The sequence below is a fragment of the Gemmatimonadaceae bacterium genome, from assembly GCA_040882285.1.
Taxonomy (GTDB): Bacteria; Gemmatimonadota; Gemmatimonadetes; order Gemmatimonadales; family Gemmatimonadaceae; genus JACDCY01.
On the sequence record JBBEBQ010000005.1, the window covers coordinates 513,795 to 527,632 of the forward strand.

The window sequence follows — 13,838 nt, forward strand, 5'->3', positions numbered from 1 at the left end:
AGCAGCGTCGGCTTCAGGCCTGCTCTCCGTTGAGGACGTTGCCGCCGCCGCAGTACGGCGGACAGGGCAGCGCGAAATCGAACAGTTCGCCCGCGGTCATGTCGTCGCCCGTCCCATCCACTCCGACGAGTAGGAGCTCGTGCTCACGGCGGTCGTTCCGCCCATAGTAAATCCTGATCCCTGCGCAGCGCGGCTGCGCGAGCAGTCGCTCGAATACGTCGCGCGGAAAAAGGGAGGCGAGCGGCGATCCATGTGGTGCAACCTCGCGGAAGCCCCTGGTGAGCACCGCGGCGGCTTCGAGCGAGACCTTGTGATTGCGTTCCGGAGGAAAAGCCATGTCGCGACTCCTGAGAAGTAGGAATCGCTCACATTCGGAAGAGATGACGCATGATGCAAGGGAACCTACTACTAGTAGTAGTCCCCGCTGGTTCAGGATCGTTCGGCCGTTTTGACCGCGCGTGGATCTATCCCCACCTCCCCGCACTTCGCGCGAAACATCCGGTCGTGCGCCACGGGCAGCCCGCTCTCCTGCTGCCACTGGTGCACCATCTCGTGCAACAGCGTGTGGATCACGTCCTCCCAGGCGTCGCGCCGGATGTGCCGCCGGCCGATCGCGATGACGGCGGGTCTGTCCGCGGCCGCAAGTGAATAGTGCCCGAGCTTGCGCTTCATCCTCCTCGAAACGCCGATCGCCATGGACTTGAGCATTCCACCGAAGAACTGGGCGTTCAGCTCGGCGTGCGCCTCCGTGAGCCGCGCGGCGTACGGCTCGTCGGCGGGATGGGTGGCTTCGCGCCGCGCACGCGCGCGGCGCCCGGGTAGCACCGCGGCATAGCTCAACAGCACGCGCTTCGCCTCGGACCTGCTGTCGCGCCGCTTCGCCCGCGCGAACCGCACGATGGCACCCACCACTTCGTCGCCGGCGGACGAGTAGCCGCGATGCACCCGCAGCCAGCCGTCGCCGAAGCTGACCATCGTGGTGCTGTTGTCGGTCAGCGCAACCCTGACGCCGGGATCGAGACCGAGCGCGTACAGCCGCGCCGGCAGGTCGTCGCCGCCCGCCGGCAGGTCGAGCCCGAGCTGAACCGCCGCGGTCACGCCGTCTTGGCCGGTACCGCGCGCGCGAAGGACTGGTGCGGCCCGCGCACGAACGTCCCCTGCTTCTGCGACCACACGAGCGTCGTCACCTCGGTCGCTTCCGGCAGCACGCTGATGAGATTGACCGACGACGGCCGGCCGCCACGCGAGCGGTTGGAGACCGTGCCGGCGGTCGATATCACCGTGCCCTTCCTGGTGTGCTCGATGTAGTGCACCGCTTCCTGGTGGTCGTGGCCGCACAGCACCACGTCCACGCCCATCTCGGCGAACGCGCCGAGTATGCGCTGCGTGTTCTTGAGCCCGTGCCGCTGGGACAGCTCGCCCTTCACCGGGTTGTGGTGCATCACGACCACGCGCGCGTCGTCCACCGGCGCGCGGTCGAACTTCTCCCGCAGCGTCGCGAGCTGCGGGCGCGTCACGTAGCCGATGATGGAGATGTCGCGCACGTTCAGCGTGAGCGTGCGGTACGTGACTCCATGCGACGTGTTCAGCCCGACGAGCGTGAGGCCGGGAATGCTCAACACCGGCTCGAGGTCGTGGCACACCCACCTCTTGTACGCGTCGAAGATCTTCGGATACGGGCCGAGCCCGAGCGGCGCGCGCCACCAGCGCACGTCGTGATTCCCGGGGACGATGATCGTCTGGCTGACCTTCTGCGCGTCGCGGAGAAACACCGCCGCGCGCTGGAACTCCCCGGCCCGCGCGCGCTGGCTGACGTCGCCCGAGACGGCGACGACGTCGAACTCCCCCTCCTGAATCATCGTCTCGATTGCTTCGATCTGCTCCGGGACGGCGGGCCGGCCGAAGTGGAGGTCCGAGATGTGGAAGATCGTCGTCACGCCTTCCTTGCTCATGCTACTGCGCACTCTCCATGAACAGGACGGCCACGGCTCCGGCATAAGCCTGGAGCGCGCCCTCCGCGGTGGGCGCGGCCGCCCCGGTGATCCGCCTGGCCCAGACGACGCGCTGCCTGCGCCCGTCCACCAGGATCGCCTGGCCGCTCGCGGTGAAGCCGGCCGCGCCGTGCGCGAGCGTCACGTCGAGCGGGAGCAGGAAGTAGCGCCGCCCTTCGGAGACGGCCAGGAGGGTGCGTAGCTCCCCGCCGAGCCGCTCGGGGAGGTCGGTGTCGGGCTCGAGCCGCATCCCGCGGAGCGCGCCGACCGACAGCTCGAACGGATCGGGCAGCAGCGCGGGGTTCCGGCGGTGCGCCTGGCGCAGGTCGGCCGGCCAGACCCAGGTCTCCGCGATCGCGCGCGTCGTGAACGCGCTGCGGAGCGTGTCGTTGAAGCTCTCGCGCAGCGCCGGCCACGCGAGATTAGCGAGCTGCGGCGGCATGGCGGCGGACGCCGTGGGCGCGATGCGCTGCAGCGGCAGGACGACCACGGCGTCGCCGCCGAGGCGGACGTTGGCCTGCTCTTCCGCGGTTGGCCCTTGCTGGGCCGTCGCGCACGCGAGCGAGGCTGTCAGCGAAAGGGCCGCAAGGATACGAGGTGCCATTTGCCTTGATAGGTTGTTTACCAACAGCCAATAGCCAACAGCTGCGTTCTTGCCCCAAAACTAGCCGCGGCTCAATTTGGCTGCAGCAGGTTTCGGGAGTTGTGACGGGGAATCCAAGTAAGGAGTGTGGCAGTTCGGAGGGGTGAGTAAGGAGTAACTCCCAACTGACTACTCCTCACTGCCACACTCCAAACTTGGATCCCCCGTCCACACTTCCGGAGCCGGCCCCACTCCCGAGCATGCGCAAACTCCCTTCCATTCTCTTGTGGACCGGCGTCGCCCTCGCCGGCGCGGTCGCCTTCGCCTGGCTCGCCCTCTCGCGGGGCGAGACGATCAGCGCCGCGTGGCTGCTGGTCGCGGCCGTGTCCACGTACCTGGTTGCGTACAGATTCTACAGCCGGTTCATAGCGGCCAAGGTCTTCGCGCTCGACCCCGCGCGTCCCACGCCGGCGCTGCGGCTCACCGACGGCTGCGACTACGTGCCGACGCACAAGTGGATCGTCTTCGGCCACCACTTCGCCACGATCGCGGGCCCGGGGCCGCTCGTCGGGCCGACGCTCGCCGCGCAGTTCGGCTTCCTCCCCGGCGCGCTCTGGATCATCGTCGGCGTGGCGGTCGCTGGCGCGGTACAGGACATGGTGATCCTCGCGGGGTCCATCCGGCGCGACGGCAAGTCGCTCGGGCAGATGGCGCGCGAAGAGATCGGACCCGTCGCGGGCGCCGCCGCGCTGCTGGCGGTGCTGGGGATCATGATCATCATCGTGGCCGTGCTCGGCCTCGTGGTCGTCAACGCATTGAAGGTCAGTCCCTGGGGCACCGCGACGGTCATCTTCACGATGCCGGTCGCGATGTTCGTCGGCGTGTACCTGCGGTTCATCCGGCCCGGACGGATCATCGAAGCCAGCATGATCGGGCTCGTACTGCTCGTGGTCGCGGTGTATGCCGGACAGTGGGTCGCGGACAGCGCGACGCTCGCGCCGATGTTCACCTGGAGCGGAAGGACGCTCGCCTGGTCGCTGATGGCGTACGGCTTCGCGGCCTCGGTTCTGCCGGTGTGGCTGCTGCTCGCCCCGCGCGACTACATCTCGGCGTTCGTGAAGATCGGCGTCGTGGTCGCGCTTGCGATCGGAGTGCTGATCCTGCTGCCCCCGCTGCGGATGCCTGCGCTCACGCAATTCACCGACGGCACGGGGCCGATCTTCGCCGGCAAGATCTTTCCCTTCGCGTTCGTCACCATCGCGTGCGGCGCGATCTCCGGCTTCCACTCGCTCGTCGCCTCGGGGACGACGCCGAAGATGATCCAGAACGAGGCCGACGCGCGCTTCATCGGCTTCGGCGCGATGCTCACCGAATCGCTCGTCGCGATTCTGGCGCTGATCGCCGCGTGCGTGCTCGAGCCGGGGATCTTCTTCGCGATCAACGCGCCGGCATCCGCCATCGGCGCGACCAGCGCGAGCGCGGCGCAGGCGATCTCGTCCTGGGGATTTACGGTCACACCGGACCAGATCGACGTCCTGACCCGCAACATCCAGGAGCAGACGGTGTTGTCGCGTACGGGCGGCGCGCCGAGCCTCGCGATCGGGATGGCGACGATCTTCTCCAACGTGCTCGGCGGCGCGTCCTCTATGGCCGTGTGGTACCACTTCGCGATCATGTTCGAGGCGCTGTTCGTTCTAACGGTGCTCGACTCTGCGACGCGAATCGGCCGGTTCATCGTGCAGGACATCGGCAAGAACGTCTGGGCGCCGCTCGGCCGCGCGTCATGGTACCCGGCGATCGTCATCAGCAGCGCGATCTTCGTGCTGATGTGGGGTCACTTCCTGTATCAGGGAGTCGTGGACCCGCTCGGCGGGATCAACTCGCTGTGGCCGCTGTTCGGGATCTCCAATCAGCTGCTCGCCGCGGTCGCGTTGTGCGTGGGGACGACGATCATCATCAAGATGGGCAAGGCGCGGTACGCCTGGGTCACGCTGGTCCCGCTGGCGTGGGTCGCGACGGTCACGCTTTCGGCGGGGTGGATCAAGATTTTCGCGGCCGAGCCACGGCTGGGCTTTTTGTCGCACGCGCGCTGGCTGTCGGAGCGGATCGCGACCGGCGAGCTGCCGGCGGGCGTCGCGACCGTGGCGGCCGCGCGGCACATGATATTCAACGATTATCTGAACGCGCTCGTAGCAGGGGCGTTCATGGTGGCGGTGGTGGTGGTTATCGTCGCGGCCGCGCATGAATGGTGGTTGGTTCTGTCAGGGCAGAAGGTCGCGGTGAGCACGGAGGTACCTTTTGACAAGGCCGCATGAGAACTACCCTGCGTCCTGCGTCCTGCGTCCTGCGTCCTGTCAGGCTTCCGGCTCACTTTGCGGCGCCCGTCAGGACCACCGGCTGAGGGATTGCTTGTGAGATGCAAGTGGTACCGCACCAACTGTCAGCTCACCAGAATCCTGCTAGGACGCAGCACGCAGGACGCAGGACGCAGCGCTTTTCCCTGATTTCCCATTTCCGATGACTGCCATGCTTCGATTCGCTTTCGCCTCGCTTCTCCTAGCCTCTCCGCTGTTCGCACAGGCGCCGATCGCCAGTCCCCCGCCGCTTCCCGCGCCCACGGCGACCCAGCCCTTCGATCTGACGATTGCGAACCTCATGCGCGGCCCCGAGCTGTACGGCCGGCCGCCGCAGCAGGTCGCCTGGTCGGCGGACAACCGGTGGATCTATTTCCGGTGGGTCGAGCCGGGCGCGGACTGGCGAGAGACGCCGAAGCCGTACCGCGTCCGCGCCGCGCCAGGCAGCAAGCCCGAGCGCGTCGCTGATGCGCAGATGGATACGGTCGGGCCGCTGCTGGCGACCGGGGTGCTGTCGGCGAGGAGGGACCGGCGAGTCGTCGAATACCAGGGCGACCTCTTCGTCATCGTGGAAGGGAGCGGGAGCGTGCGGCGGCTCACGGAAACGGTGGACCGCGAGAGCGATCCGCGGTTCAGCGCCGACGGCACTCGCATCTTCTTCGTGCGGGACAACAACGTGTTCTCGGTGGACGTCGGCGGTGGCTCGCTCCGGCAGCACACGGACTTGCGGTTCGGCGGCGCGGCGGATTCCGCGCGGCGCGCAGATTCCGTCCGCGTGACGCAGCGCGGGTTCCTCGAGGCGCAGCAGCTCGAGCTGTTCGAGGCAATCCGCGACCGCGCGCGCGCCGACAGCATCAGGCGCGTCGATTCGATCTCGCTTGCCACTCGCCGGCTCCAGCCGATCTTCCTCGGCAAGAACGAGCGGATCAGCTCGATGTCGGTCTCTCCCAGGGCGGACGCCATGGTCGTCGTGCTGACGGCGCAGCCCGAAGGCGCTCGGATCGCCGGCGTGCCGCAGTACGTCACCGAATCCGGCTACACCGACGAGCTGCGGCCGCGCACGAAGGTCGGCGACACGCAGGGGCGCTCGCGCATCGGCTTCGTCTCGCTGCCGTCGGGCCGCACCACCTGGCTCCGCGCGTTCGGCGGGGACACGGCGCTCGGCTTCACGCGCGCGATCGGATGGAACGAGAGCGGGACGCACGCCCTGCTCTTCTCCAAGAGCTTCGACAACAAGACGCGGACGATCCACACCGTGGACGCGTCGGGCAACATGCGCGCGGCCGACGTGCTGCGCGACACGGCGTGGGTGGCCGGCCCGTGCTTCGGCTGCGCCGGGTGGTACGACGAGGGGCGGCGCATCTGGTACGTGTCGGAGGCGGACGGGTACGCCCACCTGTACACGTCGCGCCCGGACGGCAGCGACAAGCGCCAGCTCACGAGCGGCCGGTGGGAGGTGCACGACGTGGAGCTCTCGCCCGACCGGAGGTGGTTCTACCTGCACACCAACGAGCCGTCGCCGTTCGAGCGCCATTTCTACCGGATGTCGGTTAACGGGGGGGCGCGCGGGCGGATCACGGGCTGGTCCGGCGGCCACGAGGTGACCGTGTCGCGCGACCAGCGCTGGCTGGCCGACGTGTATTCGCACGTGAATCAGCCGCCCGACCTGTACCTCCTGGAGAACAGGGCCGGCGCGCCAATGCACCGCTTGACGCTTTCGCCGTCGGAGGAATGGCGATCGTTCAACTGGATCAAGCCGGAGATCGTGATGATTCCGGCATCGGACGGTGTGCAGGTCCCCGCGCACATCTACCGGCCGTCCGACATCGGCGCGCAGCCCAACGGCGCGGCGGTGATCTTCGTGCACGGCGCCGGCTATCTGCAGAACGTCGGCAACTTCTGGTCGCAGTACCCGCGCGAATACATGTTCAACCAGCTGCTCGCGTCGAAGGGGTACGTCGTGCTCGATCTCGACTACCGCGCCTCGGCGGGACACGGGCGCGACTGGCGCACGGCGATCTACCGCTGGTTCGGCGGGCGCGATCTGCAGGACCAGGTGGATGCGTCGCGCTGGCTCGAGCGCGAGCACGGAATACCGGGTGAGCGCGTGGGGATCTACGGCGGCAGCTACGGCGGCTTCATCACCCTCATGGCGCTGTTCAACGAGGCGGACCGGTTCGGCGCGGGCGCCGCGCTCCGCAGCGTGACCGACTGGGCACACTACAACGAGGGCTACACGTCCAACATCCTGAACCGGCCGCAGGAGGATTCGGCCGCGTACCGCAGATCGTCGCCGATCTACTTCGCGCAGGGATTACAGGACCCGCTCGTGATCCTGCACGGCATGGTGGACACGAACGTGCACTTTCAGGACGTGGTGCGGCTGACGCAGCGGCTGATCGAGCTGGGTAAGACCGGTTGGGAGCTGGCCGTATATCCGGTGGAGGATCACGCGTTCGTGCGGCCGTCGTCGTGGACCGACGAGTATCGCCGGATCTACGAGATCTTCGAGGAGAACCTGCCGGTGCGGCGCGTTCCATGAGGACGTCGCTGAAAGCGTGGCTGACGCGAGCGGGCGAGCTCGTACGCACAGTCATCGGCGCGCCGAGCTACGAGAAGTATCTGGAGCACATGCAGCTCGCGCATCCGAACCAGACGCCGCTCGACCGCGAAGATTTTGTGTGCAGCAGATTGCATGCGCGCTACTCGAAGCCCGGTGCGCGCTGCTGTTAGAGGACGCCGACCGTCGGCCCGGCCCGGTTCGGTGGCGCTCCCGTGTGCACCGCCAGGAGAGCCAGCGTCGCAGCAATGGCGAGACTGGCGCCCATCGTGAACGCGGCGGCTGCGCCGAAGCGATCCCACACGAGCCCAAACAACACGGACGCGGGCAGAGCGCCGAGCCCGACCGCCAGATGGAACCAGCCGAACGCGGATCCGCGGTCGGCGGCAGGCACGAAGTCGGCGATGAGCGCCCGCTCGGCTCCCTCGGTCAGGCTGAAGAAGAGGCCGTAGGCACCGAACAGCACCCACACGTGCCATGCGTCCATTGCGACGGCGAACGCGAAATACACGGCGGCGTACAGCAGCCATCCCGCGATCAGCAGCGGCTTCCTCCCGAACCGGTCGGACAGACCCCCGCCGATCGTAGCAGTCGTGGACTTGACCACGTGCAGGTACGCCCACAACAGCGGGACCAGACTGATCGGAACGCCGAGGTCGGTCGCGCGCAGCAGGAGAAACGCGTCCGTTGAATTGCCCAGCGTGAACAACAGCACTGCGGCCAGGAACACCCAAAACTTTTTGTCGAACTTCCCGTGCAGTCGTGGCGCCGTCGCGACGACGAGGGGAGCCGGTGTGGCCGGCCGGCGCTCCCGCACGGCCACCACCACGAGAACGACCGCGATCACCGCCGGAATGCCGGCCAGCAGAAAGACGACGCGCAGGGACAGCCCCAGCTCACGCAACAGCAGGAAAGCGACGACCGGACCGACCACCGCACCAGAATGATCCAGCGCCCGCTGAAACCCGAAGGCGCGGCCTCTGATCGACGGATCCACCGACTCGGCGATCATCGCGTCACGCGGCGCCGTGCGAATCCCCTTGCCCACGCGGTCCGTCACCCGGAGCAGCAACACTTGCGACGCGCTCTGCGCCAATCCGATCAGTGGCCTGACGGCGGATGCGAGGACGTATCCGGCCACGACCAGCGGCTTGCGGCGCCGCATGCGGTCGGACCACCAGCCGCTGGCGAGCTTGAGCAGCGACGCCGCCGACTCGGCGGCTCCTTCGATAAAGCCGATGAACGACGCGCTGGCGCCGAGCGTCGTGCTGAGAAAAAGAGGCAGCAGCGGGTAGATCATCTCGCTCGACAGGTCAGTGAAGAAGCTCACCGCGCCGAGCGCGATTACGGTGCGGCCGAGCTTCGGCCTGGTCGCTATGTGACCCGCACCTCGGAGTTATCGCCCACCGTCACTTCACCGCGGAGGCCGTCGAGCACGGTCTCGTCGCCGATGAGCGAGTTGCACAGCTTCGATTTCCTGATCTTCGCGCCCGTGCCGACGATCGTGTGGCTCAGCTCCGACCCCTCGATCACGCTCCCCTTCCCGATGGACACGTTCGGGCCGACGGTGGAATCCTTGAGCGTGACGTCATCCTCGATGTAAACGGGATCCACGATCTTCACGCCCGCGTGAGCGGCGGGCTTGCGGGCGTAACCTTTCGTGAGCATCACGCGGTTGGTGTCGAGCAGCGTCTCGATCTTGCCCGCGTCGTACCACCCCGCCACGTCCACGACTTTGATTTTCGCGCCCTTGTCGATCATGTACTGGAATGCGTCGGTGAGATAGTACTCGCCCATGTTCATCGGCGACGCCAGCACGTGGTCGAGCCCTTCGAACAGCAGCTTCCAGTTCCTGACGTAGTACAGCCCGATGTTGGCGCGCCTGGAGATCGGCTCCTTCGGCTTCTCGACGATGCGCGTCATGTTGCCGTCGGCGTCGGTGACGACCACGCCGAAGCGCTGATAGTCCTCGACCTCCTTCACCCAGATGATCCCGTCGGCGTCGGTCTTATGCACCAGCGACAGGTCCGCGTCGAAGATCGTGTCCACGAAGATGATCAGCACCGGCTCGTCCACGTACTCGCGCGCGAGCGCGATCGCGCCGGCGGTCCCGTCCTGCACTTTCTGCTCGATGAACACCGAGGGGAAGTCGTAGGTGCGGGCGAACTCTTCGACCTTCTCCTTGAGGTGTCCGGTGATGTAGATGATCTGGTCGATGTCGCCGAGCCGCTTGAGCTCGTCGAGCACGTACGCCATGACCGGCTTGCCGGCGACCTTGAGCAGGGGCTTGGGCGTGACGTGCGTGTGCGGCCTCAGACGGGTGCCTTTTCCAGCCAATGGGATAATGACTTTCATATTTTGCAGTAGCCAATAGCCAATAGCCAACAGCCAATAGCGCTCTTAGTCGTCATGGTTGGCTCGTCCCTTCCCGCCCGTACCTGTCCTGCAATCGCACGACGTCGTCGAGGTGCGCGGTGGACGCTTCCAGCACGTCGCAATCAGTCACGGCTTCCATCTGGTGCACGGTGTGCGGCGTGATCCGGAACGACTCGCCGGCGCGCAGCCGTACGTCCTCGAGATCGTTTTCGGTCGGACCCGTCTGCACCCGGAAGATGATCTCGCCGGACAGCAGGTGGACGGTTTCGTCCTTGACGGTGTGGTATTGAATCGAGAGTGCATGCCCCGCCTTGATGTGCAAGATCTTGCCCACGTACCGGTCGGTGCTGGCCCAGATGGTCTCGTGTCCCCAGGGCTTGGGGACGACGCGGACGTCCACCCTGCCGGAGCGCGGGGCGGAGTCGCTGGTAGACGTTTGGTCGCGCTTTTGATCTTCGGTGGGGGCGGGCATCCAGTAATATCTCGCACTGCGTCGAAGAGCAGCAACCGCCGGGCACGGGTTCTCCTTTGAGGGCCGCATGATACTGGCGCCGCGCTACCTCCCGCGACTCGCGTCCACCATAGGTCTGTTCACCAACTATGGCCTGCGCGACTTCGCCAGGAACCAGGGACTTCTCAGCGTGCAGGGGGCGGAGCTCGCCACCGACGGCGGAGCTCGCCACCGACGGCGAAGCTCCCCCGGACGAAGGGCAGGACAAAGCGGTCGCGTTCCGCAAGCGCCTCGTCGAGCTCGGCTCGGCGTACGTGAAGCTCGGGCAGGTGCTCTCGACGCGGCCCGATCTCCTGCCCGCGCCGTACATCCGCGAGCTCGAGCACCAGCCATTAAAGCTTCTCACGACGGTGTGCGTCCCGAAGTGACGCCCGGCTGACGGGCTCCCGTAGCTTCTGAAATAAGTCAGATGACCAAAAATCCGCCGGGAATACCCGTTACGACCCGGAACGAAATGGTGACGCAGGGGACAGCCCTTCCCGCGAGGTTCGCGTCGCGTGCACCAAACGCACGCGAAACCCTGGCGAGGAGGATGAATGTTGTCGAGAACCCGCAGTGCGCGCCCTCGGGCGCGAGGTCGCTGGAGAGAAGTCGGCAGGCACACGAGCGCTATTCTGGCTGCGCTCGCCATCGCGGCAAGTACGCTGGCCCTGGCTTGCGGCGGGGACGCACTGGCGCCGATCGCAAACGATGAGATCAGCGCCGCCAAGAATCCCCCCGGTCTCGGGCCGCTCGACGCCCGCAACGTCGGCGCGTATCACAACGCGTTCCTGGATTATGCCTATCCGCGGCTCCTCGATGCCGTGCGGCACGGCGCGGACCAGCGTAGAATCTGCAAAGTGATCGCTCAGGCCATGCGCGATTTCGTGGTAGCGCGAAACATTCCGGCGGATCCCGCTTCGATCCGTGACGACGTTGCCGGAGGCAGATGCGCCGGCTTGCGCCACCGTAAGCCCGGCGCTCGTTTCTCGCTCGCCGGGGACGGCACGCCGATACCCGAGCTTGACGCGTTGATTTCGGAGATGGCATATGCGGTGGAATCCGGCGTCTCGCAGGCGGAGATCGCGACCCTCTTCGAGCAGAAGGTGGCATACGCCAGGGCGAATTTTCCCGAGGCCGAAGCCGAAGTCGTGGTCGCCGCGGCATCGGTCGGGCTGAGCTCGGTCGAATACTGGGAAGCGAACTACTCCACGCAGGAGCAGGGGCTGCTCGACGCGATGTCGGCTGAGACGTACAACCGGATCGAGCTCGACGCCCCCCGGATCCCGGATAGCGGGTCGTCGTTCTCACGAGACCTCATCGCTCCGCCGGGCACCAGGCTCGACGGTTCCTTCTGGTCGAAGGCCCGCAAGGTCGGCGTTTCCGACCTGGCTGGCGCAGTCAAAGGCGGTATCAAGGGATGGTCCGGCGGATGGCAGGGTATCGCGGCCGGCGCAGCCATCGAGGGCGGTGCCGCGTCCGCAGGGACCCTGATATCCATAGTTCTCCAGTGACCCAAACCTGAGGGTTCGTATGACCAAGCGTGAGCAGCCTTTCAGTCTGGCGGTGCTGCAGGAGATCGTCATACTTCTTTCGTTCGTCGGCTGGGGCACCCTGATCTGGCTGGCCGAAGGATCGGGCGCCGATTGGTGGCGCGGCGCCATTCCACAGGTGGGGTCCGCATATGTCATCCGGTTCATAGTGGAGGCCTGGTTGACGTACCGCGGGAAGCCACTGCTTCGGCTGGTGTACGACACTCCTTAGCCCGGAAATGAGAAAAGCCCCGCCAAATGGCGGGGCTTTTTGCATCCCGAGCGCGCCGACGCTCTACCGCAGCATCCGTCGCCGGAGAGTCGATAGCCGGCGCCGCACCGACCCGTCCATGACCGTGTCGCCGATCCGCACGACCACCCCGCCGAGTATCGCGGGGTTCACGCTCATGTGGGGCACGACTTCCTTCCCCACGGCGCGTGACAGCTCGCGCGCGATGACGTTGTTCTCGTCGGCCGACGTTTTTTTCGCGACCGTTACGCGCGCGTGCACGCGACCGACGGACTCGTCCACCAGGTTGGCGTACTCGACCGCAATCTCCGGGATCAGCATCTGCCGCCGGTTGCGCAGCAGTGCCCGGAGAAACTCCAGGAACAGCTTCGGCACGCGGTCCTGCACGGCCTTGGTGATGACCTCGTTTTTCTGCGCCGCGCTCACCCGCGGCGATTCCAGAAAGCGCCGCAGCGTGGTGTCCTGCTCGACCGCCGCGGCGAAGTCGCTGATCATCTTCGCCCAGCCGTCCAGATCCTTCGCCTTCCTCGCTAACGCGAGCAGCGCCTCGGCGTAGTTGCGCGCGATGCTGGAGTCGCGCATCAGCGGCTCGCGCGGTCCGGCTTGGACGCCGGGATCGAAGCCAGGAACGTCTCGACGATCTTCCGGTTGGCGTCGCTGTCCAGGTTGCGCTCGATCACCTTCTCGGCGCCCGAGATGGCGAGCTCCACCGCCTCGCGCCTGAGCTGCGCGATCGCGCGATCGCGCTCCGCCTCGATCTCCCGCCGCGCGCGCTCCAGCATTTCCTGCTGCTCGGCCTTGGTCTCCTCCAGCATGTGCGCGCGAACTTTCTCCCCCGCCGTCCGCGCCTCGGCGATGAACCGCTGAGCGTCGGCGCGCGCTTCCTCGATCTTCGCGCGGTGCTGCAACAGCAGCAGCGCCGCCTCATCGCGATCCCGCTTCGCCGCCTCGATGGCTTCCCGAAGCGCGGCCTCGCGCGCCTCGACCGCGGCGGTGATCGGCTTGAACGCGTACCTGGCGAGAACGATCCAGAGCGTGATGAAGATTACGAGCACCCAGAACATCACTCCAGTGTTCGCGGACATGAGACTCGTGCCTTCCGCGGGCTCGGCCGCGTATGCCGGAGCCGCGAGGAGAAGCAACGGGAGCGTCAGGATCTTGCGCATGTCTCTACCCTGGTGACGTCGCACCGGGCCCGGGCCCGATACGACGCGAGGTTGTTAGGCGACGTACTTGGTCGCGATCATGAACGCCACGACGATCGCGAACAGGCCGGGCGCGTCGATGAGCGCCGCGAGAATGAGCGATCCCGTCTGAATCTTGCCGGCCATCTCCGGCTGTCTGGCCATGCCTTCCATGGCCTGGCCGCCCAGGCGGCCAATCCCGAGTCCTACGCCGATGACGGCGAGTCCGGCGCCGATGCCGGCTCCGAGCTGCGCCCACGCGGCCGCGTAATTCGTGCCCGGCGCGGCGACCGCTTCCTGCAGAAGAAAGAGATCCATTGTCATACTCCACGTACGTAAGTGAGACTGCACGGCTCGCGCAGTAGTTCGCGCCGCTCGTCACCGGAGCCCGGGCTCCAACGAGCTTCACCAGCCACTCGGCCGGCTACGTCCAGCGCCGGTGAGCTAGGCCGGCACCTTGAAACGGTGACTAGTGATTAGTGACTAGTGACTAGTGACTAGTGACTAGTGACTAGTGA

General features: G+C 66.6%; 16 protein-coding genes. 6 read left to right on the forward strand and 10 right to left on the reverse strand.

Translation table 11 applies throughout. From position 1 onward, the window contains the following. Positions 1 to 13: 13 nt before the first annotated feature. From WEA80_03285 to WEA80_03300, 4 genes are all read right to left on the reverse strand, one after another. Positions 14 to 337, reverse strand: a complete 324-nt coding sequence (locus WEA80_03285) for a hypothetical protein (protein MEX1185589.1) — start codon at positions 335 to 337, stop codon at positions 14 to 16. 92 nt (positions 338 to 429) lie between these two features. After that, positions 430 to 1,098 carry a SprT-like domain-containing protein gene (locus WEA80_03290; GenBank protein MEX1185590.1) on the reverse strand — a complete coding sequence of 223 codons (669 nt, stop codon included), beginning with the start codon at positions 1,096 to 1,098 and terminating at the stop codon, positions 430 to 432. Next, positions 1,095 to 1,952, reverse strand: a complete 858-nt coding sequence (locus WEA80_03295; GenBank protein ID MEX1185591.1) for a metallophosphoesterase — start codon at positions 1,950 to 1,952, stop codon at positions 1,095 to 1,097. Before WEA80_03295 ends, WEA80_03290 begins: the two co-directional genes overlap by 4 nt. Position 1,953: 1 nt before the next feature. After that, positions 1,954 to 2,595, reverse strand: a complete 642-nt coding sequence (locus WEA80_03300; protein ID MEX1185592.1) for a hypothetical protein — start codon at positions 2,593 to 2,595, stop codon at positions 1,954 to 1,956. A 239-nt stretch (positions 2,596 to 2,834) separates the two neighbouring features. Between WEA80_03300 and WEA80_03305 the strand changes: the two genes are divergently transcribed. The 3 genes from WEA80_03305 (at position 2,835) to WEA80_03315 (ending at position 7,661) form a co-directional block, all read left to right on the forward strand. Next, on the forward strand, positions 2,835 to 4,889 hold the full coding sequence (locus tag WEA80_03305; GenBank protein ID MEX1185593.1) for a carbon starvation CstA family protein: 2,055 nt from the start codon (positions 2,835 to 2,837) through the stop codon (positions 4,887 to 4,889). Positions 4,890 to 5,100: 211 nt separating this feature from the next. Further along, the gene (locus tag WEA80_03310) at positions 5,101 to 7,470 is read left to right on the forward strand and encodes a prolyl oligopeptidase family serine peptidase (GenBank protein MEX1185594.1); all 2,370 of its coding nucleotides are present in this window, start codon (positions 5,101 to 5,103) and stop codon (positions 7,468 to 7,470) included. Next, entirely contained in the window at positions 7,467 to 7,661 is a 195-nt protein-coding gene (locus tag WEA80_03315) for a YbdD/YjiX family protein (GenBank protein MEX1185595.1), read from the forward strand. The genes WEA80_03310 and WEA80_03315 overlap by 4 nt, the downstream gene beginning before the upstream one ends. Here the strand turns inward: WEA80_03315 and WEA80_03320 are convergent. From WEA80_03320 to WEA80_03330, 3 genes are read right to left on the reverse strand one after another with little or no spacing between them, the layout of a single operon-like run. Continuing rightward, positions 7,658 to 8,818: an MFS transporter gene (locus WEA80_03320; protein MEX1185596.1), complete on the reverse strand. Its 1,161-nt coding sequence runs from the start codon at positions 8,816 to 8,818 to the stop codon at positions 7,658 to 7,660. The two genes, WEA80_03315 and WEA80_03320, sit on opposite strands and share 4 nt — an antisense overlap. A gap of 44 nt (positions 8,819 to 8,862) precedes the next feature. After that, the gene (locus WEA80_03325; protein MEX1185597.1) at positions 8,863 to 9,843 is read right to left on the reverse strand and encodes a sugar phosphate nucleotidyltransferase; all 981 of its coding nucleotides are present in this window, start codon (positions 9,841 to 9,843) and stop codon (positions 8,863 to 8,865) included. Positions 9,844 to 9,895: 52 nt separating this feature from the next. Continuing rightward, entirely contained in the window at positions 9,896 to 10,336 is a 441-nt protein-coding gene (locus tag WEA80_03330; protein ID MEX1185598.1) for a cupin domain-containing protein, read from the reverse strand. A gap of 128 nt (positions 10,337 to 10,464) precedes the next feature. Here WEA80_03330 and WEA80_03335 point away from each other — a divergent pair, with 128 nt between their 5' ends. From WEA80_03335 to WEA80_03345, 3 genes are all read left to right on the forward strand, one after another. Beyond that, complete coding sequence (locus WEA80_03335; GenBank protein MEX1185599.1) at positions 10,465 to 10,743, forward strand: hypothetical protein; 279 nt, start codon at positions 10,465 to 10,467, stop codon at positions 10,741 to 10,743. A 168-nt stretch (positions 10,744 to 10,911) separates the two neighbouring features. Further along, a complete protein-coding gene (locus tag WEA80_03340; GenBank protein MEX1185600.1) occupies positions 10,912 to 11,868 on the forward strand; it encodes a hypothetical protein in 957 nt (318 codons plus the stop codon). 19 nt (positions 11,869 to 11,887) lie between these two features. Next, the gene (locus WEA80_03345; GenBank protein ID MEX1185601.1) at positions 11,888 to 12,118 is read left to right on the forward strand and encodes a hypothetical protein; all 231 of its coding nucleotides are present in this window, start codon (positions 11,888 to 11,890) and stop codon (positions 12,116 to 12,118) included. A gap of 63 nt (positions 12,119 to 12,181) precedes the next feature. Here WEA80_03345 and WEA80_03350 read toward each other — a convergent pair whose 3' ends face one another. Genes WEA80_03350 through atpE form a run of 3 tightly spaced genes read right to left on the reverse strand, consistent with a single transcriptional unit; the run spans position 12,182 to position 13,638 of the window. Next, positions 12,182 to 12,718: a F0F1 ATP synthase subunit delta gene (locus tag WEA80_03350; GenBank protein ID MEX1185602.1), complete on the reverse strand. Its 537-nt coding sequence runs from the start codon at positions 12,716 to 12,718 to the stop codon at positions 12,182 to 12,184. Beyond that, the gene (gene atpF / locus WEA80_03355; GenBank protein MEX1185603.1) at positions 12,718 to 13,302 is read right to left on the reverse strand and encodes a F0F1 ATP synthase subunit B; all 585 of its coding nucleotides are present in this window, start codon (positions 13,300 to 13,302) and stop codon (positions 12,718 to 12,720) included. Before atpF ends, WEA80_03350 begins: the two co-directional genes overlap by 1 nt. 54 nt (positions 13,303 to 13,356) lie before the next feature. Then, positions 13,357 to 13,638: an ATP synthase F0 subunit C gene (gene atpE, locus WEA80_03360; protein ID MEX1185604.1), complete on the reverse strand. Its 282-nt coding sequence runs from the start codon at positions 13,636 to 13,638 to the stop codon at positions 13,357 to 13,359. Positions 13,639 to 13,838: the final 200 nt, after the last annotated feature.